The 24,213-nt window shown below is 67.8% G+C and carries 20 protein-coding genes; 10 read left to right on the forward strand and 10 right to left on the reverse strand.

Features of this window, described 5'->3' with window-relative positions:
• The 3 genes from ACVK00_RS31595 to ACVK00_RS31605 all read right to left on the reverse strand — a co-directional run.
• Positions 1-269 (reverse strand): amidohydrolase family protein (locus ACVK00_RS31595; RefSeq protein WP_456826977.1); only part of this gene is annotated, 269 nt, incomplete at its 3' end.
• A gap of 19 nt (positions 270-288) precedes the next feature.
• On the reverse strand, positions 289-456 hold the full coding sequence (locus ACVK00_RS31600; RefSeq protein WP_105789109.1) for a DUF1427 family protein: 168 nt from the start codon (positions 454-456) through the stop codon (positions 289-291).
• A gap of 165 nt (positions 457-621) precedes the next feature.
• Positions 622-1,308, reverse strand: coding sequence for a hydrolase (locus tag ACVK00_RS31605; RefSeq protein WP_228910487.1), 687 nt, complete (start codon positions 1,306-1,308; stop codon positions 622-624).
• 307 nt (positions 1,309-1,615) lie between these two features.
• On the opposite strand from ACVK00_RS31605, the gene ACVK00_RS31610 reads away from it, so the two are divergent.
• Complete coding sequence (locus tag ACVK00_RS31610) at positions 1,616-1,897, forward strand: XapX domain-containing protein (RefSeq protein ID WP_228910486.1); 282 nt, start codon at positions 1,616-1,618, stop codon at positions 1,895-1,897.
• Between the two features lie 75 nt (positions 1,898-1,972).
• Entirely contained in the window at positions 1,973-2,881 is a 909-nt protein-coding gene (locus ACVK00_RS31615) for a LysR family transcriptional regulator (RefSeq protein WP_228910485.1), read from the forward strand.
• A gap of 124 nt (positions 2,882-3,005) precedes the next feature.
• On the opposite strand, the gene ACVK00_RS31620 is transcribed toward ACVK00_RS31615, so the two are convergent.
• From ACVK00_RS31620 to ACVK00_RS31630, 3 genes are all read right to left on the reverse strand, one after another.
• Positions 3,006-4,778, reverse strand: a complete 1,773-nt coding sequence (locus tag ACVK00_RS31620) for a winged helix-turn-helix domain-containing protein (RefSeq protein WP_354123385.1) — start codon at positions 4,776-4,778, stop codon at positions 3,006-3,008.
• Between the two features lie 364 nt (positions 4,779-5,142).
• Positions 5,143-5,964: an alpha/beta fold hydrolase gene (locus ACVK00_RS31625; protein WP_284900150.1), complete on the reverse strand. Its 822-nt coding sequence runs from the start codon at positions 5,962-5,964 to the stop codon at positions 5,143-5,145.
• Between the two features lie 69 nt (positions 5,965-6,033).
• Positions 6,034-6,459, reverse strand: a complete 426-nt coding sequence (locus tag ACVK00_RS31630) for a DUF3331 domain-containing protein (protein WP_228910482.1) — start codon at positions 6,457-6,459, stop codon at positions 6,034-6,036.
• Positions 6,460-7,014: 555 nt separating this feature from the next.
• On the opposite strand from ACVK00_RS31630, the gene ACVK00_RS31635 reads away from it, so the two are divergent.
• The 7 genes from ACVK00_RS31635 to ACVK00_RS31665 all read left to right on the forward strand — a co-directional run bounded on the left by ACVK00_RS31635 (position 7,015) and on the right by ACVK00_RS31665 (position 15,984).
• Complete coding sequence (locus ACVK00_RS31635) at positions 7,015-7,836, forward strand: alpha/beta fold hydrolase (protein ID WP_043173402.1); 822 nt, start codon at positions 7,015-7,017, stop codon at positions 7,834-7,836.
• A gap of 334 nt (positions 7,837-8,170) precedes the next feature.
• A complete protein-coding gene (locus ACVK00_RS31640; protein ID WP_284900153.1) occupies positions 8,171-9,451 on the forward strand; it encodes a cytochrome c in 1,281 nt (426 codons plus the stop codon).
• Positions 9,448-9,948: a (2Fe-2S)-binding protein gene (locus ACVK00_RS31645; RefSeq protein ID WP_006760329.1), complete on the forward strand. Its 501-nt coding sequence runs from the start codon at positions 9,448-9,450 to the stop codon at positions 9,946-9,948. Before ACVK00_RS31640 ends, ACVK00_RS31645 begins: the two co-directional genes overlap by 4 nt.
• Positions 9,948-12,209, forward strand: a complete 2,262-nt coding sequence (locus ACVK00_RS31650) for a xanthine dehydrogenase family protein molybdopterin-binding subunit (RefSeq protein ID WP_284900158.1) — start codon at positions 9,948-9,950, stop codon at positions 12,207-12,209. Before ACVK00_RS31645 ends, ACVK00_RS31650 begins: the two co-directional genes overlap by 1 nt.
• 70 nt (positions 12,210-12,279) lie before the next feature.
• Positions 12,280-13,197 (forward strand): LysR family transcriptional regulator, encoded by a 918-nt coding sequence (locus tag ACVK00_RS31655; protein ID WP_228910479.1) that lies wholly within the window; start codon positions 12,280-12,282, stop codon positions 13,195-13,197.
• A 271-nt stretch (positions 13,198-13,468) separates the two neighbouring features.
• Positions 13,469-14,686 carry an MFS transporter gene (locus tag ACVK00_RS31660; protein WP_354123384.1) on the forward strand — a complete coding sequence of 406 codons (1,218 nt, stop codon included), beginning with the start codon at positions 13,469-13,471 and terminating at the stop codon, positions 14,684-14,686.
• A gap of 185 nt (positions 14,687-14,871) precedes the next feature.
• A complete protein-coding gene (locus tag ACVK00_RS31665) occupies positions 14,872-15,984 on the forward strand; it encodes an alkene reductase (protein ID WP_284900162.1) in 1,113 nt (370 codons plus the stop codon).
• Positions 15,985-16,063: 79 nt separating this feature from the next.
• Here ACVK00_RS31665 and ACVK00_RS31670 read toward each other — a convergent pair whose 3' ends face one another.
• The 3 genes from ACVK00_RS31670 to ACVK00_RS31680 all read right to left on the reverse strand — a co-directional run bounded on the left by ACVK00_RS31670 (position 16,064) and on the right by ACVK00_RS31680 (position 21,694).
• Positions 16,064-16,735 (reverse strand): phosphohydrolase, encoded by a 672-nt coding sequence (locus ACVK00_RS31670; RefSeq protein ID WP_284900163.1) that lies wholly within the window; start codon positions 16,733-16,735, stop codon positions 16,064-16,066.
• Positions 16,736-16,809: 74 nt separating this feature from the next.
• Positions 16,810-18,690 carry an amidohydrolase gene (locus ACVK00_RS31675; protein WP_284900165.1) on the reverse strand — a complete coding sequence of 627 codons (1,881 nt, stop codon included), beginning with the start codon at positions 18,688-18,690 and terminating at the stop codon, positions 16,810-16,812.
• 157 nt (positions 18,691-18,847) lie between these two features.
• Positions 18,848-21,694 (reverse strand): ATP-binding protein, encoded by a 2,847-nt coding sequence (locus ACVK00_RS31680; RefSeq protein ID WP_284900167.1) that lies wholly within the window; start codon positions 21,692-21,694, stop codon positions 18,848-18,850.
• A gap of 390 nt (positions 21,695-22,084) precedes the next feature.
• Here ACVK00_RS31680 and ACVK00_RS31685 point away from each other — a divergent pair, with 390 nt between their 5' ends.
• Entirely contained in the window at positions 22,085-22,993 is a 909-nt protein-coding gene (locus tag ACVK00_RS31685) for an AraC family transcriptional regulator (protein WP_284900212.1), read from the forward strand.
• A gap of 127 nt (positions 22,994-23,120) precedes the next feature.
• Here ACVK00_RS31685 and ACVK00_RS31690 read toward each other — a convergent pair whose 3' ends face one another.
• Positions 23,121-24,062: an MBL fold metallo-hydrolase gene (locus ACVK00_RS31690; RefSeq protein WP_228910869.1), complete on the reverse strand. Its 942-nt coding sequence runs from the start codon at positions 24,060-24,062 to the stop codon at positions 23,121-23,123.
• Positions 24,063-24,213: the final 151 nt, after the last annotated feature.

The following is a 24,213-nucleotide window of genomic DNA, read 5'->3' on the forward strand; positions in this document are numbered from 1 at the left end:
CCGTCCCAGCGCAGCTCCATGTTGTAGTTCAGGCCGCCGCGAATCACGTGCGTATGGTTGTCGGTCAGGCCCGGCAGCACGGCGCGGCCGTCGAGATCGACGACCTTGGTCGCGCGGCCCGCGAGCGGCATGACGTCCGCGTTGCTGCCGACCGCGACGAAGCGGCCGTCCTTGATCGCCACCGCGGCGGCGACGGGGTTCGCACGGTCGAGCGTCGTGATGCGCCCGTTGTGCAGGATCAGATCCGGTTGGGTATCGGTTGCGGTCATATGCGTCACCTCACTTCGATCAAAGGCCGATGAGCCGCTTGAGGGCGGGAATCGCCTGCACGCCAATCAACATGCCGAGCAACCCGACCAGGGCAATCAGCGGCGGTGCGGGAGAGCGAACCTTGATTGCGCTGTAGATCACGCCTATCAGCAGGCCCGCACCAAGAGAAACCAGATAAGGTTCCATACGATCAATCTCTCGAACAAATTGGAATGCAGGCGAATGCCCTGCAAACGCTCCGCGGGCGGCATCCGCGGACGAACCGCGTCACGCCGCCCGCATTGACGTATCACCGCCGCGGCGCGCTCATCGAGCATGCCGCGGCGGCATCGACAGTCCCGACTGTCCGCGTTACTTCGCCGGCACCGGCGGAATCGACTCGTGCGGCGTCGCGGTGCGTTGCGGCGCATTGTGGACCATCGTGTACGCGTAATCGACGCCCATCCCGTACGCGCCCGAATGCTCCTTCGCGATCGCCATCACCGCGTCGTAGCTGTCGCGGCGTGCCCAGTCGCGTTGCCATTCGAGCAGCACCTGCTGCCACGTGACCGGCACCACGCCGGCCTGCACCATGCGCTGCATCGCGACGTCGTGCGCGGCTTGCGACGTGCCGCCCGATGCGTCGGCGACCATGTAGATCTCGTAGTCGCCTTCGAGCATCGCGCACAGCGCGAACGTCGTGTTGCAGACTTCGGTCCACAGGCCCGACACGACCACCTTCTTGCGGCCGTTCGCGGCCAGTGCGTCACGCACCTTCTGGTCGTCCCACGAGTTCATCGACGTGCGTTCGAGCGTCTTCTGGTTCGGGAACACGTCGAGCAGTTCGGGATAGGTATGCCCCGAGAAGCTATCGCTTTCGACCGTCGTGATCGTGGTCGGGATGTTGAATACCTTCGCGGCCTTCGCCAGGCCCACGACGTTGTTCTTCAGCACCTGGCGATCGATCGACTGCACGCCGAACGCCATCTGCGGCTGCTGGTCGATGAAGATCAGCTGGCTGTTCTGGGGGGTGAGAACTTCAAGCTTCGGATTGCTCATGGCGGTCATGTCCTTTGACGTGGAGAAAAATAAAGCCTGCCTCGCCGGCAAGCCGGGGGGCCCGATGTGCTGTGCTGGGAGGTTTGCCTGCCAACGTCTACCATTCAACATGGAAACTTGCAGCAATGCCAATTAATCGTTCTGTTTAAAAAAATCCCTAAAACAAATTCTTAAAAGATCTTAAATCAGTTGAATTTTCGCGCCGCTCCAGCGATGACCTGATAGGCTCTTTTTCGACTTCATCGGTTCATCGGCGGGGCGTTATTCATATCTTTCCACGCGGTTGTCATTCACTTCAATTTATATTATGAAACCGTACATTTCGTCGCTATTGGCCGGCATTCTCGCCGGCGCCGTCTACGCGTTGATCGGCGTGCAATCGCCCGCTCCGCCCACCATTGCGCTGGCCGGCCTGTTGGGCATCCTTGCCGGCGAACAGATCCTGCCGGTCGCTCGCCGGATGCTCGCGGGCATCCACCTGAAGGCCGCATGGAGCGAGGCGAAGTGCACCCAGCACATGTTCGGCTCGCTGCCCGGCGCGCAGCCATCCAACGCCGCGGGGAAGCACCACGAGTCGACGCCGACGTGACGGATCGCTATTGACTGGACAAAGGGGCTCAGGGCGTTAACATGACGGCCCGATGCCCCGCCTGTGAAATCCATCATGAAGCTGTCATTCGAAGCGCTCGAAGCGCTGGACGCGATCGACCGCACCGGCACGTTCGCCGAAGCCGCGGAACTGCTGCATCGCGTACCGTCGGCCCTGAGTTACCTCGTGCAAAAGCTCGAGGGCGACCTCGGCGTCGCCCTGTTCGACCGCAGCGGACGCCGTGCGAAGCTCACGCATGCGGGTCGCGTCGTCGTCGAAGAAGGCCGGCGGCTTCTGCATGCGGCGGAACAGCTCGAACTCAAGGCACAGCGCGCGCAGCAAGGCTGGGAAACCGAGCTGCGCATCTGTATCGACGAGATCCTGCCGTTCGACGCGCTATGGCCTTGCGTGCATGCGTTCTACGGGCTCGAAATGGACACGCGGCTGCGGCTCTCGACCGAAGTCCTCGGTGGCACCTGGGACGCGCTGGTTGCGCGCCGTGCGGATCTCGTCGTCGGCGCGACGGGCGAGCCGCCGGAGCTGCCGGGCATCGTTACGCGGCCGATCGGCACGCTCAGGCACGTGTTCGCGGTCGCGCCCACCCATCCGCTCGCGGCCTTGCCCGAACCGCTGTCGATGGCGTCGATCGTCGAGCATCGCGGCGCCGTCATCAGCGATACGTCTCGCGAACTGCAGCCGCGCTCGGTCGCGGTCGATGCCGGGCAGCCGACGCTCGCGGTACCGACCCTCGCGGCAAAACTGGCCGCGCAGTGCGAAGGACTCGCCGTGGGCACGCTGCCGGACTGCATCGCGGCGCGCGCGATCGCACAGGGCAAGCTCGTCGCCCGCCAGGTGACCGGCATGCGCGACACGACGCATTGCTACATGGCGTGGCGCAGCGACGAAGCCGGCCGCGCGTTGCGCTGGTGGGTCGAGCAACTCGATCGCCCCGATCTCGTCGACCGGTTCCTCGCGCTTGCGTGATCCCGCCGGTGTTCCTGACGTGTCGGCCGAACGGATCGCGAACGCACTTCATCTCCCTCTCGGATCACGCGTCCGGATCCCGGCATCGGACCCACTGTCGTGATTTCGCCGGCCGCGCGTGTCGTTACGGTTCGTCGCCTGTCTCGCAAGCGAGCGCATCCGCTTCGGGCCACGCGTCGTGGACGCCCCGGCTCGAGCCGGAGCCATGCGCGAGCGCCGCGGCATACGCGGCCAGCAAGCGCTTGCGCGCATCGTCTCGGGCCGGCGTCGCATCCAGATCCCGCATCGCCTCGAGCGCCACGCGCGCGCGTTCGCGACACTCGTCCACGAGCGACAGGTCCAGCAGGCACGGCACCGCCACGGCCGCCAGTGCGATGCCGGTCTCCGCGTGGCCGTTCGATGAAAATGCCCAGTCGAGCACCGCGCGCAGATTGCCGAGTTCGCGGCGCACCAGATCGAGCCGCGCTTCGGCCGGCGACCCATCGCCGCCGCCGGGCAGCGTGAACAACGTAAGAAAGTAGTTCGCATGCGCGAGCGCGGCGGCCGCGCATTCGCCGTTGTTCTCGAGCTGCTGCAGCGCATAGGCGCGCGTCGTCGTCAACAGCCGGTAGCGCGGCACGCCGTGCGCATTCTCGACGTTCACGAGCGACTTCGACACCAGGCCGGCGATCGTGTCGAGCAGGTCGGCATCGGCCAGCCCCGTCGTGCCGACGATGTTTCGCACCGCCTCGATCGAAAAACCGTCACGAAACACGCCGAGCCAGCGCAACAGCACGCGCTCCGTGTCCCCCAGCAAGCGGTAGCTCCAGTCGTACATGGCCTGCAGCGTCCGGTGGCGTGGCAATGCCGTGCGAAAGCCGCCGGTCAGCAACCGGAAATGGTCGTCGAGATGATCGGCCAGCACGTCGATGCCGAGCACGGCCGCGCGGGCAGCGGCCAGTTCGATCGCCAGCGGCAGGCCGTCGAGATGTCGGCACACCGACGCCATCAGCGACACGCTGTGTTCGTCGAGCGGAAAGCGCGGGTCGGCGGCGCACGCGCGTGCCGCGAACAATTGCACCGCACTTGCGCCCAGCGTGTCGGCTGCGTCGGCACCTTCGCCGCCGACCTCGAGCGGCGGCACCGGACACTGTCGCTCGCCGTGGATGCGAAGCGCCTCGCGGCTGGTCGCCAGCACACGCAGCCCGGTATCGGATTCGGTCAACACGGCGGCGATCCGCGCGGCTGCGTCCAGCAGATGCTCGCAATTGTCGAGCACGAGCAACATCCTGCGATGCGCGACGCTCGCCAGCACCGCTTCAAGCGTCAGCGAGCGGGCCGGCAGCACGAGGTCCAGCGCGTCCGCCAGCGCGGCGGGAACGAATTGCGGGGAGGCAACCGTCGCCAGCGACACGAACGCCGCCCCATCCGGAAAGCGCGCCTCGGCCCGGATCGCGGCTTCGATCGCGACGCGCGTCTTGCCGATACCGCCCGCCCCGACCAGCGTCACGACGCGCGACGCGTCGAGCGCCGCGAGGACATCGGCGACCATCTGCTCCCGCCCCACGAGCGCGGTCGGCGCGGGCGCGAGCCGGGATGTCACGGGACGCACGGAGGCTGCGCCTTCGGCGGGTTCGCTGACGAGCCGATAGCCGCGCCCCGGCACCGTGACGATCAGATCCCGGTCCCGGCCCAGCGCCTTGCGCAACGATGCGATATGCACCTGCAGGTTGTTTTCCTCCACGATCGTGTGCGGCCATACCCGCTGCATGATCTCGTCCTTCGAGACCAGCGCGCCATTTGCCTGAACCAGGAGTTCGAGAATTTCGAATGCACGGCTGCCGATACGCAACAGTTTGCCGTTCGCGCGAATTTCACGTCTGTCGAGAAAAACGTGAAGCGTTCCAATGCGGATCATGGGAGGGGTCTAATCAATGGCATTTATCGATGCCGGTCAAAACGACACCGATTTGACACCCAATGCTACGGCATTTACTACGTATGATGATTCAAATTATCAGAATGGAATGAGCAAATTTTTTGAATCGTTGAAATGCGCGGGCCTCGCATCTTCTGCGCGCGGCACGGCATGGCGCCCGTCATTCCCGACCGGAGAAGCAGGGATTCGGCGATGAATTGGATTTCGTACGATTTTTCCGCGATTCGATTGACGCGGGAATTCGGGCGAACCGCGTTTTCGGCCCGTAGTTGAACGCGCGGTTCGGGATGAGCGTGGCGAGGACGCCGGACGGCCGGGGCCGCCCGGCTACGTCACGCCAATGTCACGCGCGGACGAACGCCAGCAGTTCGTCGTTCAATCGTTGTGCATGCGTCAGATACAGCGCATGCGGGGCGCCTTCGTAGATGCTCAGCGTCGCGTGCGGCACGCGCGCGGCGGTGGCCGCCCCCGTCAGGGCGAGCGGCGCCGTCTGGTCGTCGTCGCCATGAATCACGCGCGTCGGTACGTCGAACTTGCTGAGATCCGTCCTGAAATCGGTTTCGGAAAATGCCCGGACGCAATCGAGCGTGCCCTTCAATCCGGCCTGCAGCGCCATGAACGAAGTCCAGTCGAGCGCGGCGCGCGAGATCGTCGAATCCGCCCGGTTCGAACCGGTGAACAACGGCCAGAAGGACTCGAAGAACGCGGCGCGGTCCGCCACGATCGCCGAGCGAATGCCGTCGAACATCGCGACGTCGACGCCGTCCGGATGATCGTCGCCCCGCGCGATGAGCGGCGTCACCGAGCCGATCAGGACGGCCTTCGCGATGTGGCGCGTGCCGTGCCGGCCGATGTATCGGGCCACCTCGCCGCCGCCCATCGAAAAGCCGACGAGCGTCACGTCGCGCAATTCGAGCGTCTCGATCAGCGTCGCGAGATCGTCCGCCAGCGTATCGTAGTCGTAGCCCGTCCACGGTTGGCCGGACCGGCCGAAACCGCGCCGGTCGTACGCGATGCCGCGAAAACCGTTCGATGCCAGATGATGCATCTGGACGTCCCACATGTCCGCATTCAGCGGCCAGCCGTGAATGAACACCACCGGGCGCCCCGCGCCCCAGTCCTTGTAGTGAATCGAGACGCCGTCGCGTGTCGTGAACGTGCTCATGAAGCTTCCTCGGCAAAGAAGAGGCAGCGGCGCCAGCCGCCGCCGATGGATGGGGCGCACCGCTCCCGGTCAGGAGCGGGACAGCCTGACGATGAACCGGTCCAGCTCGGACGCGAGGATCGCCTCCCAGCAATTCGCGGGACGCTTCGCTCCGCGCCACTGCGGCTTGTAGATCGCATCGCCGGCGCGAATCGGCAGGCCGGTCAGGGCGCAGCGCCCCGGCGAGCGGCACTTTGCGCTGATCCAGCGCTGCTCGTCATACCGGCAGTGGGTCGGATCGCTCCACGACACCAGCAGCGAGGAATCGGTCTGCCGCTCGACCGCGACGATCGCGCACCCGCGACGCCCGCCACCGCCGGACGCCCCGCGCGCGTCGTCGCGATGACGGCGGCGCGCGGCGTCCCGGTCGCGAAGATTCAGCGACGCGCAGCGGCTTGCGCCGGACGACGGATCGAGCAGCGTCATCACGTGCTCCCAGCGATCGAATGTGTCCATGACGGCGTATCCAGGCAAGTGGCGAGAGATTCGGACGTTTCGCATCCGCGCGCATCACGATCGTCATGCGCTGGCGCGAACCGGCAGCGACCCGCGACGGGACGGCTTGATGCTGACGATAGCGAGCGGCCGCTGAAGAGTCTTGATTCCCATGCTTAATTGTTCTGGCGGCTTGGCTCGCGCGCCACACCGACCGGCCGGTTCATGAAAATTCAGCCGAATTTCAGTACACGCGGTATGGCCCCGCGCTAGGCTCCCGTCGACGTTCGTTCGCTCCCGTCGTGCGCCTGCCGGCTCGCGACCGCGAACGCACGCCGGCTGCCGGCGACAGTGCCGCATGCGGGCAGATCCGGACCATCGATTCCACACGACATCATTCCACCGCACGTTCAAGGAGCCTCAATGCGTCCCGCAGATCTCGACGCCATCCCCTCGGCACGCCGCCGCGACATGCTGCTTGCCGGCGCGACCGCCGTTGCAGCCGCCGCGCTGCCGGCCGCCGCCGCCGCTGCCGCCCCCAAACACGCCGCTTCCGCCCATCAAGGAACCCATCCGATGAACACGATCACCACGCAAGACGGTACGCAGATTTATTTCAAGGACTGGGGCAGCGGCCGTCCGGTCGTGTTCTCGCACGGCTGGCCGCTGTGCGCCGACGCATGGGACCCGCAGATGCTGTTCCTGGTGCAGCACGGCTACCGCGTGATCGCGCACGACCGCCGCGGTCACGGCCGATCGAGCCAGCCGTCGCAAGGCAATGACATGGATACCTACGCGGACGATCTCGCCGCGCTGATGAATGCGCTGGACCTGCGCGAAGCGACGCTCGTCGGCCACTCCACCGGCGGCGGCGAAGTCGCCCACTACATCGGCCGTCACGGCACGAAGCGCGTGTCGAAGGCCGTGCTGATCGGCGCCGTGCCGCCCCAGATGGTGAAATCGCCGACCAATCCGGGCGGCCTGCCGATGGACGTATTCGACGGCATCCGCAAGAACGTCGCCGAGAACCGTTCGCAGTTCTACAAGGATCTCGCCGTGCCGTTCTTCGGCTTCAATCGCCCCAATGCGAAGGTGTCGCAGGGCACGATCGACGCATTCTGGGCACAAGGGATGATGGGCGGCGCCCATGGCCAGTATCTGTGCGTCAAGGAATTCTCCGAGGTCGACTACACCGAGGACCTGAAGAAAATCGACGTCCCGACGCTGATCCTGCACGGCGACGACGACCAGATCGTGCCGATCGACGATTCCGCGCGCCTGTCGGCGAAGATCGTGAAGCACGCGCAGCTCAAGATCATCCCGGGCGGCGCGCACGGCATGTGCGTCGTCGACGCGGCGCGCATCAATGCGGAACTGCTCGCGTTCCTGAAGGCGTAACCGCCGCCATACGGCGCGCCGCGCGTCGACCTGCGCTGCGACGCCATCCGCGTGATGGCGAATCGCACGCAGGTTCGGCAGGGGAACCTGAATCCGGTGACCCCCACGCTCGATGCGATGGACGGTCTGGCCGCGTCGCGTGAACTCGCGCCTTCAGAACGTTTCAGCGCGGCTTCAGGAATTGGCGAGCGCGCACACGTAGACTGGTTTCACGAGCCGTCGTGCGGGCACTTGCCCGCGCGTCGGCGCCCTTCCTGGAGTGACGAATGATTTCCGGCGCCTATTGTCCCGCGCATCGAATCGGGTACGACCGGCCGATTCGCGTGGAGCACGCATGAAGCACAAACGACTCTGGTTCGGTGCGACCGGCGTCGCGCTCGCGGGTCTCGCGATCGCCGTCGGCATCATGGTCCGGCCGTCGATCGCGCCGATCGAGCCGCCCGCACGCGCGTCGTTCGATCCGCAACTCGTCCGAGCCGGCGCGCGCGTGGTCGCGCTCGGCGATTGCGTCGTCTGCCATACGGCGAAGGACGGCAAACCGTTCGCCGGCGGGCTGCCGCTCGCGACGCCGTTCGGCACGATCTACGCAACCAACATCACGCCGGATGCCGATACCGGCATCGGCCGCTGGTCGCGGGACGCGTTCTCGCGCGCGCTGCGCAGCGGCATCGCCCGGGACGGGCATCCGCTCTACCCCGCTTTTCCGTACATCCACTTCACGCGGATGTCCGACGACGAGATCGCGGCTGCCTACGCGTACCTGATGACACGCGAGCCGGTTCAAGCAAGCACGCCGAAGAACGAGCTGATCTTCCCGCTCAACTTCCGCCCGCTCGTCGCGTTCTGGAACGTCCTGTTCCTGCACGAAGGCGCGATCGCGCCGGACCCTGCGCAATCCGCGCAGTGGAATCGCGGCAAGGCGCTGGTCGACGGCCTCGGCCACTGCGCGTCCTGCCATTCGCCGCTGAATGCGATCGGCGGCGAGAAAGCGGGCAAGGCATTCGACGGCGGCATCGTCGACGGGTGGGAAGCGCCGCCGCTCAATACGCTCGGCAGCGCTACACGTCCGTGGACGCAGGCACAACTGGTCGCGTATCTGCGCACCGGCCGCGCGAGCGAGCATGGCGCGGCCGCCGGACCGATGCTGCCCGTCACGCGCGATCTCGCGACCGTGCCCGCGGAAGACGTCGAGGCGATCGCCGCGTACATCCTGTCGATCCAGAAGCCTGCCGGCGCGCGGCCGGCGACGGCCGGCGCCGGACACAACCCGACGACGCCCGCCGGACAACGCGGTGCGGTGCTGTTCCAGGCGTCGTGCGCGCAGTGCCACGGGCCGGCGGCGCCCATGCAATCGATCGGCGAGCGGCCGACGCTTGCGTTCAGCACGGCGGTCGCCGCCGACACGCCGCGCAACGCGATCCAGATGATGTTCAACGGTATCGGCTGGCATGGCGAGGACACGCTGAACTACATGCCGTCATACCTCGACCAGTACGACGACCGGCAAATCGCGGATCTCGCTGCGTACATCCGCGAAACGTACTCCGATCGCCCCGCGTGGAGCGACGTCGAAACCCTGGCCGCGAAACTCAGAAAGGAGGACCGCACGCGATGATCACCCTCACCGTGAATGGCGCGCGGCATACGCTCGACATCGATCCCTCCACGCCGCTGCTCTATGCGCTGCGCAACGACCTGCACCTGCACGGCGCGAAGTTCGGTTGCGGCCTCGGACAATGCGGCGCGTGCACCGTGATCGTCGACGACAAGCCGATGTTCTCGTGCCTGATCCCGGTCGCCGCGATCGGCGCACGCAGCGTCAGGACCATCGAAAGCCTCGGCACCGCCGAGCGGCCGGGCAAGCTTCAACAAGCGTTCATCGATCACCAGGCGGCGCAGTGCGGCTATTGCATTGCCGGGATGATCATGCGCGCGCAGGCGCTGCTCGAACGCAACCCGAAACCGACCGAACGCGAACTGCGCACCCACATGGAACCGAACCTGTGCCGTTGCGGCACCCACCTGCGGATCCTGGCGGCCGTGCGCCAGGTCGCGGGCCTGCCGGACCCGGAACCGGCCGGCGCGCCGGTCATGATCAGCAAAGGGCTCTGATGAACGCACCCGACGACATCGACGAAGGCCGCCGGCACTTCATGGTTTCCGGCGCGCTCTTCGTCGCGTTCAGCCTGGCACCGGCCGCACGCGCCGCCGCCGAGGTGGTGATCGCGGACGAAGGCGCGGCCGTGCATGTATCGCGCGCCACCGAAACGCTGGCCGGCAGCCTGAAGACCAACCCGCTGCTGGATGCGTGGATCAAGATCACGCCCGACGGCAAGGTCACCGTGTTTACCGGCAAGGTCGAGCTCGGCACCGGCGTGCGCACCGCGTTGCTGCAGGTGGCGGCCGAGGAGCTGAACATGAAGCCCTCGCTGATCACGTTCCTGACGGCCGACACCGGCGCGTCGCCGGACGAGGGCCTGACCGCCGGCAGCCACACGATGGCGGACAGCGGCTCCGCGCTGCTGAACGCGGCCGCGCAGGTGCGCGGGCTGCTGGTCGACGGCGCGGCGAAGCAGTTCGGCGTCGATCCGCGCACGCTCACGGTCGCCGATGCGCTCATCAAGGCGCCGGACGGCCGCACGATGCGCTATGGCGACGCGGTTCGCACCGTCGACCTGCATCGCAACGCGACGCCGACCTCGCCGCTGAAGCCGCCGGCGACGTTCGCCGTAATCGGCACGTCACTGCCGCGCGTCGATATTCCAAACAAGGTCACGGGTGGCGCGAGCTACGTGCAGGACATGGAACTGCCCGGCATGCTGCATGCACGCGTCGTGATGCCGCCGGTGTACGACGCGAAACTGCTGTCGTTCGACGAAGCTGCGATCCTGAAGATGCCGGGCGTCGTCCGGATCGTGCGCAACGGCAGCATGCTTGCCGTCGTCGCCCAGGGGGAATGGCAGGCCGTCGTCGCGCAGCGCGCGCTGGCCGCCGCGTGCCGCTGGTCGCCCGGTCGGACGCTGCCCGAGCGCAATACGGTTCATGAAGACCTGAAGCGGATCTCGACGCAGCACATCGAGATCGCCAATACGCATGCGCCCGCCGCGCCCGCGGTGAAGACGCTGAGCGCCACGTTCCTGAAGAATTACCTGCTGCACGGCTCGATCGGGCCGTCCTGCTCGGTCGCGCGTCTCGAGAACGGCATGCTGACCGTGTGGACCCACTCGCAAGGCGTGTATCCGCTGCGCGACGCGCTGGCCGAGATGCTGTCGATGCCGAAGGCGAACGTCCGCTGCATCCATACCGAGGGCTCGGGCTGCTACGGGCACAACGGCGCGGACGACGCGGCGGCGCATGCGGCGCTGATCGCCGCCGCGATGCCCGGCAAGCCGATTCGCGTCCAGTGGATGCGCGAACAGGAACATACGTGGGACCACTTCACGCCGGCGATGGTCACCGAGCTCAGCGCGTCGCTCGACGCCAGCGGGCGCATCGTCGACTGGAAGTACGCGCTGTGGAGCAGCTCGCACAACGAACGCATCGTCAATGCCGGCCGGCTGCTGCCCGCGCGGATGCTCGAGCCGCCGTTCGTCCCCGCGCCGTCGACGCCGATGCTGCAGCCCGAGGGCGGCGGGGATCGCAACGCGATCCCGCTGTACGCGCTGCCGAACCTGCACATCGTGAACAATTTCTCGCCGACGATGCCGCTGCAGACGTCCGCGATGCGCTCGCTCGGCGCGCACACGAACATCTGGTCGATCGAAAGCTTCATGGACGAGCTGGCGCACGCCGCCGGCGTCGATCCCGTCGAATTCCGGCTGCGTCACATGCAGGATCACCGCGCGCAGCAGGTGATCAAGCTCGCCGCGACCAAGTTCGGCTGGCCTCGCCCGCCGCGCGCGCGCAATCGCGGCGTCGGCTTCGCGTTCGGCAAATACAAGAACCTGATGGCTTACGTCGCGATGGCGATCGAGATTTCGGTGGTCCCGGAAACGGGCCAGGTCACGCTCGACCACGCGGAAGTCGCCGTCGACGCCGGGCAGGTCGTGTCGCCGGACGGCATCCGCAACCAGATCGAGGGCGGCATCGTGCAAGCCGCCAGCTGGACGCTGTACGAGGCATTGAAATACGATACGCAGCGCATCCGCAGCTTCGACTGGAGCAGCTATCCGATCCTGCGCTTCTCGGCGGCGCCGCAAAGCGTGAAGGTCCACCTGATCAATCGTCCCGGCGCACCGTTTCTCGGCGCGGCCGAGGCGTCGATGGGACCGACCGCCGGCGCGCTGGCCAACGCGATTTTCGACGCGACCGGCCAGCGCCCGCGCGAAATGCCGTTTGCCGGTGACGGGCTGAGGAAACGCATCGACGCATAGCGTCACGACACAACCGATCGCGCCGGCACGAACCGGCGCCGACAATCGACCGGCTGGAGATTTCTGAACGATGGATACCTTGCTTTCGATGCGCGTATTTACGCGCATCGTCGAAACGGGCAGTTTCACGCGCGCGTCGGACACGACCGGGCTGACGACGCCGCGCGTGTCCGCGCTGCTGAGCACGCTCGAACAGCACCTCGGTTGCCGGCTGCTGAACCGCACGACGCGCCGCATCTCGCTGACCGAGGACGGGCAGGCGTACTACGAACGCTGCGTCGGGGTGCTGCGCGAAATCGACGACATGGAAGCAGCGGTCTCGCAGGCGCGCAACGTGCCGCGCGGCCGCCTGAAAGTGAACCTGCCGCCCGCGATGGCCAAGCAGATCATGGTGCCCGCGCTGCCCGAGTTTCTCGCCGCCCATCCGAACATCTCGATCGAACTCGGCGTGACCGATCGCCAGATCGACCTCGTCGGCGAGGGCGTCGATTGCGTGGTGCGCATCGGCGCGCTCGACGACTCGGGCATGATCGCCAAGCGGATCGGCAGCCTGACCACCTGCACGTGCGCGGCCCCCGCGTATCTCGACCGCTGCGGCGCGCCCGAAACGGTCGACGATCTCGCGCAGCACGTCGCGATCAGCCATATCTCGGCCGATACCGGCCGCCCGCGGCCGTGGGACTACGTCGTCGACGGCGAAGCGCGGATCGTGCAGATGTGCGGCACGGTCGCGGTCAACGACGCCGATACCTACATCGAGTGCGGCGTCGCGGGCATCGGCCTGATCAAGACCTCGCTGTACCTGGTCGAACCGTATCTGAAATCGGGGCGGTTGCGCGAGGTGCTGACCGATTTCAACGCGCCGCCCCGGCCGATCTCGATCCTGTATCCGCCCAATCGGCATACGCCCGTCAAGCTCAAGATCTTCGTCGACTGGCTCACGACCCTGTTCGCGCAGATTCCGACGCTGCAGGGCCAGCGCGGCTGAACGCCGCCACCGGCCCTCCTGCCCGGACGCCGGACGCCCGGACGCCGGATGCCCGGACGCCCACGTCCCAACCGTTTTCACGCCATCGGCCCCGCGAGCGTTGCGCGCCTTTGCGCGGCACGCAATGCTCGATTGCGCGACGGACGTATTCCGTTGTCATCGCTCGATCAATAGTCTTGACGGCAATGCGGCGTGCGTGGCTCGCCGCTTGAGAAATTGCAATGCGCCGCCCGGCAAACGGGCGTCCGACATCTCGTTCAAGGAGTCGATCATGTCAATGGAATCCACCCCGCTCGCGGCCCACGGGCAGGCGCCCAGGCTCACGCAGGGCCTCATCCTGCTGTTCGCGTTCAGTTGCGGCGCGATCGTCGCGAACCTGTACTACGCGCAACCGATCACCGAGCTCATCGCGCCCGGGCTGCACATGTCCGGCGGGATGGCGAGCCTCATCGTGTCGCTGACGCAGATCGGCTACGCGCTCGGCCTGTTCTTCATCGTGCCGCTCGGCGACCTGCTCGAGAACCGCAAGCTGATGATCGTCACGGCCGTGATCTCGATCGCGAGCCTCGCCGCGGCCGCGGTGACCCGGACGCCCGGCCTGTTCCTCGCGATTTCGCTGCTGATCGGCTTCAGTTCGGTCGCCGTCCAGATCCTGGTCCCGCTCGCCGCGCACCTCGCGCCGGATCATTCGCGCGGCCGGGTGGTCGGCACGATCATGAGCGGGCTGCTGCTCGGCATCCTGCTCGCGCGCCCGTTGTCGAGCATCGTGGCGGACGCATTCGGCTGGCGCTTCGTGTTCGCCGCCGCCGCGGGGGTGATGACGCTCGTGACGGTCGTGCTCGCGCTGACGATTCCGTCGCGCCAGCCCGATCATCGCGCAACCTATTTCGACCTGATCGGCTCGCTGCTGCATCTGGTGCGCACGATGCCGGTGCTGCGCCATCGCGCGTTCTACCAGGGCCTGATGTTCGCGTCGTTCAGCCTGTTCTGGACCGCCGTGCCGGTCGAGCTGACGCGTCACTACGGGCTGTCGCAATCCGCCATCGGCCTGTTCGCGCTCGTCGGCGCGATCGGTGCGACGTCGGCGCCGGTCGCCGGCCGCCTCGCGGATGCCGGCCATACCGTGCGGGCGACGCTGATCGCGCTGGTCGCCGGCGCACTGTCGTATGCGGTCGCGCTGCTTCACGGCGTCGGCCTGTACGGCCTCGTCGTCACGGGCATCGTGCTCGATTTCGCGGTGCAGATGAACATGGTACTCGGCCAGCGCGAGATCTACGCGCTGGATGCGACGAGCCGCAACCGTCTGAACGCGCTGTACATGACCAGCATCTTCGTCGGCGGCGCCATCGGCTCCGCGCTCGCGAGCCCGCTGTACGAACACGGCGGCTGGCCGCTCGTCGCCGCGGTCGCCGGCGCATTCCCGATCGTCGCGCTCGCGCACTACCTCGCGATCGGCCGGCCGTACGCGCAACGCCACGCACGCACCTGAACCGGCGCCGGCCGCCGGTCGAGCGCACGCATGCCGACCGGCTCGTGCGCTCGACCGGAACGCCGCCGGCATGTCACTCCGACTTTTCACCGGGGCCGCTGTCTCGCCGTTTCGCCGTTTCGCCGCTTCGCAGTTTGCCGCGGCGCGATGCGCGACGCCCCTGCTCAACGCACAAGGAATCCACCATGTCTTCCCTGCTCAGCACCTATGATCTGCGCGGCCTGCCTCTACCCAACCGCGTCGTGATGGGGCCGATGACGCGCTCGCGCGCACCATTGCGCGGCCTGCCGACCGCGCTCATGGCCGAGTATTACGCGCAGCGCGCGTCCGCCGGCCTGATCGTCACCGAGGCGACCAACGTCAGCCACACGTCCGCGGCGTTCGAACTGACGCCGGGGCTCGTCACCGACGAGCAGGCGGCCGGCTGGAAGCAGGTCACGGACGCGGTCCATGCGAACGGCGGCCGCATCTTCGCGCAGCTGTGGCACGGCGGCCGCGTCAGCTCGCTGACGCTGCTCGGCGGCGACGCGCCGCTGTCGCCGTCCGGCGTCAACGACGATCTCGAACAGTTGCAGGTGTGGGCCCGGTTGCAGAACGGCTACTACACGAAGATTCACGCGACGCCGTCGCGCGCGATGACGACGGACGAAGTCGCCGCAACGGTCGATGAATTCGGCCGCGCGGCCGCCCGCGCGATGGCGGCCGGCTTCGACGGCGTCGAGATCCATGCGGCCAACGGCTACCTGCCGCACCAGTTCCTGTCGTCGACGCTGAACCGCCGCGACGACCGCTACGGCGGCTCGGTCGCGAACCGCGCGCGCTTTCTCGAGGAGATCGTCGACGCGGTCGGCGACGTGATGCCGCTCAGCCGCGTGGGCGTGCGCATCTCGCCGTACGCGCAATACAACAACGTGCGGGACGCGGATCCGGATGCGACGTACGCGTACGTCGGCCGCCTGCTCGACGAAGCGGGCGTCGCCTACCTGCACGCGGCCGATACCAACGGCTGGAGCGGCGAGCCCGACCTGCCGCGCATCATCGAGCACACGCGCAAGACGTTCGGCGGCACGCTGATCGTCAACGGCGGCATCACGCCGGACGCCGCGAATGCGCTGATCGATGCGGGCGACGCCGATCTCGTCGCGTTCGCGCGGGCCTACATCGCGAACCCGGATCTCGTCGAACGCATCGCCACGCATGCGCCGCTCGCCGTGCCGAAGTCGATCGGCTGGTACGGCGGCGAGCGCGCGGGATACGTCGACTATGCGCGGCACGACGCGGTGGCACCGACCGCCTGAGCCCCGTCGCACGGCGACGCCCCGCCGCCATGACCGGCGGGGCACGCCCGCTGCCGGCTGTTGCTTCGCAACGGTTTCTTCAGGCGTCCTTCCAGTGCGCACCCAGCACGCGCCCGCAGAAATTCGGCCGGTGAAAATCCGGATCGGCCCGCTCGAGCACGTCGGCGCTCCAGGTGCCGAACGTCGATGCCGGGCGGTGCGCGACCCCGCGGGCGACCGCGTCGAGGAACGCCTCGCCGAACCCGTCGCCGCGCGGATAAGCGGCGAGCAGCGCGCGGCGCTCGTCGGCCGAATACGCGTCGGCGTCGGTGGCCATCAGGTCCGTCGATACCGCGCTCGACAACGCGCGTGCCAGCGGCGACACGCGGGCGGCCACGCCGGGCGTCGTATGCAGCGCGATGGCGCGCCATACGTCGTCGCAGATGGGCTGCGGCGTGCCGTGCCGCGACAGGAACGCGTGCGCGGCATCGGCGCTGTCGAGCTCGTAGCGCGCGCTCGAGCGGCAATACGCGGCACTCAGGCCCATGTTCGCGTACAGGGCGGCCACGTACAGCGCATCGGCATCGCACGTGTCGCCGGCGCGGCGCGCGGCGAGCGACGCGAGGACGAATACCCGGCAAGCGTGGTCGGTGATCACGCGCGGCAGCGACGCGCGTGCGGCTTCGGCGGCCTCGATCGCGATCGGCGTGCGCGGAATGCGAACGCCGGCGACTTCGTCATTCGCCGATGCGCACGTGTGCGCAGAATTCATGTCGTCTCCTTCTGCCCCGTGCCGGGGTCGAAAAATTGCTTGTTCTTCGCGCCACGCGCGCCGATACCCGTCGCCTAAAAAGCAGCGCCGAGGCAACCGAACGCGCTGCACGGCTCGGCGAGTTCCGTCGCGGCCGCATCCACGCGCTGCGCGAAACGACGCCCGTATTCGCGCGCGAAACCGGCATCGCGGCCGCCGTCGGCCGCGGCGCGCGGCTGCGCCGACGCGACCGGGCGCCACCGGCCCATGCCGCCGAACTCGGCCACGGGCGACCACGCGGGGCTCACCGGCAGCGGCGGCGGCGCCAGCGGCGCGAATTCGTCATCCGCGTGCACGACCTTGCCGTCGACGATCGTCAGGACCGACGACAGGTGCTTGATGCGTGATTCGTCGATCGTGAAGTAGTCGTCCGTGAGCACCGCGAAATCCGCGTACCGGCCGGGCACCAGCGCGCCCTTGCGATCGTCTTCGTTCGAGAACCACGCGCTGCCGACCGTATAGCGGCGCAGCGCCTCCATCCGGCTGAGCCGGTTGCGCTCCGGATAGAGCACGGTGCCGCCGACCGTGCGCCCGGACACCATCCAGTACAGCGACACGAACGGGTTGTAGCTCGCGATGCGCGTCGCATCGGAGCCCGCGCCGACCGGCAGCCCGGCCGCCAGCATCGCGCGGATCGGCGGCGTGCGCGTGGCGGCTTGCGCGCCGTAGCGCGCGATGAAGTACTCGCCCTGAAACGCCATCCGGTGCTGCACCGTCACGCCACCGCCGAGCGCCGCGATGCGCGCGATGTTCGCATCCGAAATCGTCTCGCAATGATCGAAGAACCAGCGCAGGCCGTCGAACGGGACGTCGCGATTGACGGCTTCGAGCACGTTCAGGAAGCGGCCGATCGATTCGTCATACGTCGCGTGCAGCCGGAACGGCCAGCGCTGGCCGACCAGCAGCCGGACGACCGCGGTCAGCTCCGCCTCGAGTTCGTCGGGCAGATCCGGGCGCGGTTCGAGGAAATTGCCGAAATCGGCCGCGGAATACACCAGCAGTTCGCCGACGCCGTTCAGCCGCAGGAACGCGTCGCCGTCGCCCGGCTTCGCCAGCGTCATCCAGCGCGCGCAGTCGTCGATTTCGCGCCCCGCATGCTGCACGAACAGGCTGTAGGCGATGCGCACCGTCATTTCGCCGCGCTTCGCGAGCGCCATGAGCGCGGCGTAATCATCCGGATAGGCCTGGAAATCGCCGCCGGCGTCGATCGCGCTGGTCACGCCGAGGCGGTTCAATTCGCGCATGAAATGCCGCATCGAATTCATCTGGTCGTCGAAGCCGAGCCGGGGGCCCTTCTCCAGCGCCGCATGCAGGACGGCCACGTCCGGGCGCGCGAGCAGCATGCCGGTCGGCCTGCCGGCGCGATCGCGCTGGATCTCGCCGCCGGGCGGATCGCACGTGTCGCGGCCATAGCCGATCGCGCGCAGCGCGGCCGCGTTCAGGAGCGCGCTGTCGCCCAGGTGCATCACGAAAACCGGCGTGTCGGGCGCGATCGCGTTGAGCTCGGCCACCGTCGGCCCGCGTTTTTCGGCGAACTGGAATTCGGTCCAGCCGCCGACCACGCGCACCCACTGCGGCGCGGGCGTGCGCAGCACCTGGCGACGCAGCATGCGCAGCGCCTCGGCCAGCGTCGACACGCCGTCCCAGCGCAGTTCCAGGTTGAAATTCAGGCCGCCGCGGATCACGTGCAGGTGCGAGTCGTTCAGCCCCGGGATCACGGTGCGGCCGTTCAGGTCGATGTGAAGCGTGTCGCCATGCGCATGGCGCATGACCTCATCCGCGCTGCCGGCCGCGAGAATCCGGCCGTCCTTCACCGCGAGCGCGGTCACGAACGACTGCCTCTCGTCCTGCGTCGCGATCTTGCCGTTGAATACGATGAGGTCCGCCGTTTCCGCGGATTGCGTCGCCTTAAGCACCGTCAGCCTCCCCGCTTGCGCCGCAGGCCGGCAACCGGCCGCACGCGGCATGCCGGCGGTTTGACGTTACAAGAACCATCCACCCTCCGTTGAATGTTGATCGATCGGACGGCCGGCCGCGTTGCGCGGGTGCGTCCTGAGCGGGCCACACGCGCCATCACGCGGCCGATTGCATCGCATCCAGCGTCTCGTGGCGGATGTGCGCATGACCGGTCGGCCGCGCCGTCTCCGAGCGGATGAAGCTCTGCACCCGCGCGAGGCGACGCACGTCGACCGCGCGCGATTGCGGGTCGAAATGCCCCGACAGGTTCGCCACCAGCGACGACGCCTGCCCGATACGCCCGCGCTCGATCAGATGATCGGCGAGATCGAGCGTGCCGCGCAGCGCCCACATGGCCGCGCCTTGCCCGTTCGCCGCGTGGATCGCCATCAGCAGATGCCGGTGCCCGTCCGCTTCGCAGGCGATCGCGCGCTCCGCGTCGGCGGTGCGGGCCTGTTCGAGCATCGCCAGACCTCGGGCACGCAGCAGCTCGGGCACGAACAGATGCTCGCCTTGCGCGCGGCAGCACGCGAGCGTCGCGTCGAGCTTCACGCGGGCCTCGGCCGCGCGGCCCGTGCGCGTGAGCCCTTCCGCATACGCGACCACCAGCGGCGCGAGCAGGCGCCGGAAGCCGCTCGCCTCGATGCGTCGCAGCGCGGGTTCGAGCCGCGCCAGCCCGGCGCCGGGATGGCCGGCCTGCATGTCGAACTGTCCCGCGAGACATTCCGCATGGTCGAGCCAGATATCGAACCCGTTCGCCTCGGCGGCCGAGCGCAGCGTCGCGAGATAGTCGGAGATGATGTCGTGATCGCCATGGCGCAACGCGATCGGCACGGCCGCCGCGCCGAGCACGACGCACAACGCCAGCGCCGACCCACCGCGGCGCGCGGATTCGACCGCCTGCGCGGCGAGCCGCATCGCATAGTCCAGATCGCCCTGCATCCAGACGAGCCGCGCCAGCACCGTGCGGCCAAGCGTCGCGACATCGATGCCGAGCGCCGCTGCCGCGCAAGGCGGTTCGCCCGCCACGGCCAGCTCGGCCGTGGCCGCCTCCAGCCGCTCGCGCGCCTGCGCATGCTCGCCGAAGTAATGCAGCGACGTCGCGACCATCGCGTTCGCCAGCAGCCGTTGCGGCCGGTCGCCGCGCCGCTCGGCGGCCCGCTCGAAGCGCATCGCATAGCGCAGCGATTCGTGAATGTCGCCACGCGACAGCATCGCGTTCCAGAGCCCGACCATCGCGCTGGCGTCGAATGCCTCGTCGCCGACCCGCCCGGCGAGGCCGAGCGTGCGCTCCCACATCGCGGCGGCCGTGTGCGTATCGCCGTCCGTATACAGCAGCGCCGACGCATAGGCCGCGCGCAGCCGCATCTCGCTCGACGCGTCGACGACCGCGAGCGCGCCGGCCTCGATGGCATCGAGCGCGCGCCTCGCCGGGATCGAACAGTCACGCATGCGCGCCGGCTCCCGCAATGCGAGCGCCAGCGCGTCGGCTTCCGCGACGGGCGGCTCGGCCGCCGCGGGTTCGCGCGCGGCTTGCACGTGAACCGGCATCCGGGCCTGCGCCTGCGCATGTTCATGGCGCGCATGACGCTCGGCGATGCGCTCGAACTCGCCTTCGTTGTGCAGCTTATCGAGCGCATACGCGCGCGTCGATTCGGTCAATCGGTAGCGCGCCTGCGCGCCGTTGAATTCGACGGTCACCAGCGACTTCGCGATCAGCTCGCCGAGCACCGCGATCATTTCGGCGGGCGACATGCCAGGATCCATCGCGACTTCGCGGGCCGCATCGAACGTGAACGGGCCGACGAAGCACGCCATCCGGCGAAACAGCGCACGCGCGGCCGCATCCAGCAGCACGTAGCTCCAGTCGAACGTCGCGCGCAGCGTCTGATGGCGCGGCAACGCGGAGCGCAGGCCGCCCGTCAGCAGGTTCAACCGGTCGTCGAGACGCGACGCGACGACCTCCAGCCCGAGCGTCGCGACGCGCGCGGCAGCCAGTTCGATGGCGAGGGGAAGCCCGTCGAGCCGCCGGCAGATATCGCCGATCAGCCGGACACCGGCCGCGTCGATCACGCAATCGGGCGTGGCCGCGCGAACCCGCGCCAGAAACAGCTCGACCGCCGAATGACGCACGATCTCGTCGGCCGTTGCAGCGCCGTCGGGCACCGCCAGCGGACTCACGCGAAACACGGTTTCGACCGAGATATGAAGCGGTTCGCGACTCGTCACGAGCACCCGCAGCGGCACGACGCGCGCCGTCAGCGACTCGACGAGGTCGGCAACCAGGTCGACGACGTGCTCCGCGTTGTCGAGCACGAGCAGGCTGCGCGAGACGGCGAATGCGTCGCCGATCCGGTCGACGGCCGGCACGCCATTCGTGTCGAGCCCCAGTTCCGCGGCAATCGCGAGCAGCACGTCGTCGCGCGTCGTGGCCCGCGCCAGTTCGACGAACAGCACGCGCTCGCCGGCCCGGCCGCGCCACGTGTGCGCGACCCGGTCGGCCAGACTCGTCTTGCCGATGCCGCCCGCGCCGACGAGCGTGACGACCGGCGCACGGTCGATCATGTCGACGATCTGCTCGAGCTCGGCCCGGCGTCCGACGAGCGGGGCCTGATGGGCCGCTTCGGCGTCCGGTGCCGCGGCAGCCGGGTGCGGCGCCACCGCGTGCAGGAGCGGCGGATTCGCGACCAGCAGGTAGCCGCGGCCCGGGACGGTCTTGATCAGGTCGCGGCTCGCGCCGAGCGCCTTGCGCAACGCCGCGACATGAACCTGCAGCCGGTTCTCCTCGACGATCAGGCCGGGCCAGACGGCATCCATGATGTCGTCCTTCGACACGACGGAACCGTTGGCGCGATGCAGTACTTCAAGTATGTCGAGCGCGCGCGCGCCAACACGCAGCGCCGCGCCGTGACGGCGAATGTCCCGCTGCTCGAAATCCACCGATAAAGCCCCGATCTGGATCATGGCCGCCTCCAGGTTCCCCACGATGACCGCCATGTGAACGGAGCAGGTCACGGGGGCGGGAGTCCGCACCCGGCCTGCCCTTCAGGGCGGGTTCAAAGTCTCGAAAATGTGGGCCGAGTGTATACGCGGCTTTTGTAAAAATCTTGAAGGAAAATGCGCTGACGCGCCGCGCCGGCGCCGGCCGCCCGGCGGGAATGCAGATCCGGCGATATCATTCGCCCCAGCGTGTTCGCGTGCTGGTCAGGCCCCGGTACCGCGCGAAAGGGTCCGCGGCAAGCATTTCGTCAACCAGCGGACATTTGTTCAAGTTATCCTCGGCCTATCGGGCTCGCTGTATGTACCGGACGCAACGATGCTCGCCCGCCGTCCGACTCCGAAGGATTCTCCGCCATGCCAGATCCCCTCGCCGCGCCACCCGCGGCACCACCGAAAGACACGCTCGGATGCATCGCGAACCTGCTATCCAAGGATATTGAAAGGTCCGCGGGCGGCCTGACGCTCCATCGCAAATGCATGCGCGACGAACAGTTCGAGCGCATCGAGATGGCGGCCAGCGATCGCGGCTTCCTGATCGGCGTATCGCTGAACGCCGGCCACCGGCGGACGATCTACCGCGGGTCCGGCAAATCCGAGCGGCGCTTTCAGCACAACTCCATCTACATTCGCGACTTTTCGCGGAATTTCCGCGCCGACCTCTACGGCAAGTTCGACTTCGTCCTCGTCGAGCTGTCGCATCGCTATCTGGGCGACCTCGGCCGCGAGCACGACGGTCTGGAAATCGGCGGCCTGAGTTGCGCGCCCGACGTGCAGGACGCGGTGCTGGGCCACCTCGCGCAAGCCGTCGCCGACAGCCTCGACGGAGCCGGCGCGCTGAACGCGTTGTTCGTCGAGCAGATGGGGCTCGCGATCGGCACGCATCTGGCCTGCCGTTACGGCAATGCGCGCGCGCGCGACCTGGAGCGCAAGGGCACCCTGTCGCCGGTCAAGGTCGCGCTCGCCAAGGAGCTTCTGATGGAGAAGGCGGACCTCGGCGTGTCGATCGAGGAAGTCGCCAACGAATGCGATCTGTCGCGCGGCTATTTCATCCGCGCGTTCTCGCGGGCAACCGGACGCACACCGCATCAATGGCTGCTCGAACAGCGCGTGGTCCGCGCCCGCCAACTGATCGAGACGACCGACATGACGCTCGCGGAAATCGCTGCCGCCTGCGGCTTCGCGGACCAGAGCCATCTGAACCGCCTGTTCGCCCGCATCGTCGGCCATCCGCCCGGCGCATGGCGGCGCGGCATGTCGCGCTGAGCCGCCGCTGCCGAGAGCCCGTTCATGCCGGTCACGGGCTCGCGCCGACCACCGGCCACCGGCCACGCCCGGCGCGACGAACGATTTTTTTCAACGGCGAAACCTGCGTGACTGGCGTGAACAGGCGCTATTGCAGCGGCGTCGCGTCGTAGTTGACCGGCACCCAGTCGTAGCCCTCGCCGTCTTTTCGCAAATGCCCGAGCCCGGGAAACGCGATGTGCGCGGCACCGACCAGATAACGCTTGCCCGCCACGCGCGCGAGCGTGTCGCGCCGCGTGCGGCGAGCCGCATCGGCATCGGTGTCGTACTGGACGGTGGCGGCGGTGTCCTGCAACTGGATCGCCGCGACGTGGACGATGTCGCCCCACGCGAGCAGCCCGGCATTGCCGCTCTCGATCAGATAGGCCGTATGGCCCGGCGTATGACCCGGCATCGGCACCGCGCGAATGCCGGGCGCGAGCGTCGCTTCGCCGCGAAACGTGCTGAAGCGCCCGGCCGCGACGTAAGGCGCGACCGATGCGGCCGCCGCATCGAAAAACGACGCCAGGAACGCCGGCGCCTGCGCCTTGCCGTCCGGATCGAGCCAGTATTTCGCCTCGATCTCGTTCACGCGGACGGTCGCATTCGGAAAGGTCATCCTGCCGTTCGAAACCAGGCCACCGACATGATCCTTGTGCAGATGCGTGAGCAGCACTTCGTCGATCTGCCCGGGCTCGTAGCCGGCCGCGCGCAGATTGGCGAGCAGCTTGCCGCAGCAGTCGCCATAGAGCACGCCGGCGCCGGTGTCGACGAGGATCCGCTTCGACCCGGTGTCGATCAGGAACGCGTTGATCGACCCTTGAACCGGCGGCTCGAGAAATTCGCGATCGAGATCGCGCCGGATGGCCTCCTTCGACACATCGCGAAACACCGTGTCGATCGGAAACGGATGCGTCCCATCCGACAACGCGACAATCTGCAGGCTGCCGAGCTTCTGCCGATAGAATCCGGGCGGCTGGCGGCCGCCGCCCGGCTCGTCCGCGAACGCGGCCGACGCAAGGCTGCCGAGACACCCCACGACGAGCAGCATGCGGCCCGCGCGCGCCACGCGTGTACACCAGTTCAAGTTCTTCTTCATGTCCGATCCCGGGTTTGCGTATCGACGTAATGCCGTGACACCGAGCTTAACCGTCAGGACCGGGAATAATCCTGCGCGACGCATGAATCGTTCTGAACGCGGG

It is taken from the genome of Burkholderia sp. PvR073, assembly GCF_054055695.1.

Coding starts and splice junctions, on each gene's coding strand:
- ACVK00_RS31600 (WP_105789109.1), bottom strand. CDS start 456: ATGGAACCTTATCTGGTTTCTCTTGGTGCGGGCCTGCTGATAGGCGTG.
- ACVK00_RS31605 (WP_228910487.1), bottom strand. CDS start 1,308: ATGAGCAATCCGAAGCTTGAAGTTCTCACCCCCCAGAACAGCCAGCTG.
- ACVK00_RS31610 (WP_228910486.1), top strand. CDS start 1,616: ATGAAACCGTACATTTCGTCGCTATTGGCCGGCATTCTCGCCGGCGCC.
- ACVK00_RS31615 (WP_228910485.1), top strand. CDS start 1,973: ATGAAGCTGTCATTCGAAGCGCTCGAAGCGCTGGACGCGATCGACCGC.
- ACVK00_RS31620 (WP_354123385.1), bottom strand. CDS start 4,778: ATGATCCGCATTGGAACGCTTCACGTTTTTCTCGACAGACGTGAAATT.
- ACVK00_RS31625 (WP_284900150.1), bottom strand. CDS start 5,964: ATGAGCACGTTCACGACACGCGACGGCGTCTCGATTCACTACAAGGAC.
- ACVK00_RS31630 (WP_228910482.1), bottom strand. CDS start 6,459: ATGGACACATTCGATCGCTGGGAGCACGTGATGACGCTGCTCGATCCG.
- ACVK00_RS31635 (WP_043173402.1), top strand. CDS start 7,015: ATGAACACGATCACCACGCAAGACGGTACGCAGATTTATTTCAAGGAC.
- ACVK00_RS31640 (WP_284900153.1), top strand. CDS start 8,171: ATGAAGCACAAACGACTCTGGTTCGGTGCGACCGGCGTCGCGCTCGCG.
- ACVK00_RS31645 (WP_006760329.1), top strand. CDS start 9,448: ATGATCACCCTCACCGTGAATGGCGCGCGGCATACGCTCGACATCGAT.
- ACVK00_RS31650 (WP_284900158.1), top strand. CDS start 9,948: ATGAACGCACCCGACGACATCGACGAAGGCCGCCGGCACTTCATGGTT.
- ACVK00_RS31655 (WP_228910479.1), top strand. CDS start 12,280: ATGGATACCTTGCTTTCGATGCGCGTATTTACGCGCATCGTCGAAACG.
- ACVK00_RS31660 (WP_354123384.1), top strand. CDS start 13,469: ATGTCAATGGAATCCACCCCGCTCGCGGCCCACGGGCAGGCGCCCAGG.
- ACVK00_RS31665 (WP_284900162.1), top strand. CDS start 14,872: ATGTCTTCCCTGCTCAGCACCTATGATCTGCGCGGCCTGCCTCTACCC.
- ACVK00_RS31670 (WP_284900163.1), bottom strand. CDS start 16,735: ATGAATTCTGCGCACACGTGCGCATCGGCGAATGACGAAGTCGCCGGC.
- ACVK00_RS31680 (WP_284900167.1), bottom strand. CDS start 21,694: ATGATCCAGATCGGGGCTTTATCGGTGGATTTCGAGCAGCGGGACATT.
- ACVK00_RS31685 (WP_284900212.1), top strand. CDS start 22,085: ATGCCAGATCCCCTCGCCGCGCCACCCGCGGCACCACCGAAAGACACG.
- ACVK00_RS31690 (WP_228910869.1), bottom strand. CDS start 24,062: ATGCTGCTCGTCGTGGGGTGTCTCGGCAGCCTTGCGTCGGCCGCGTTC.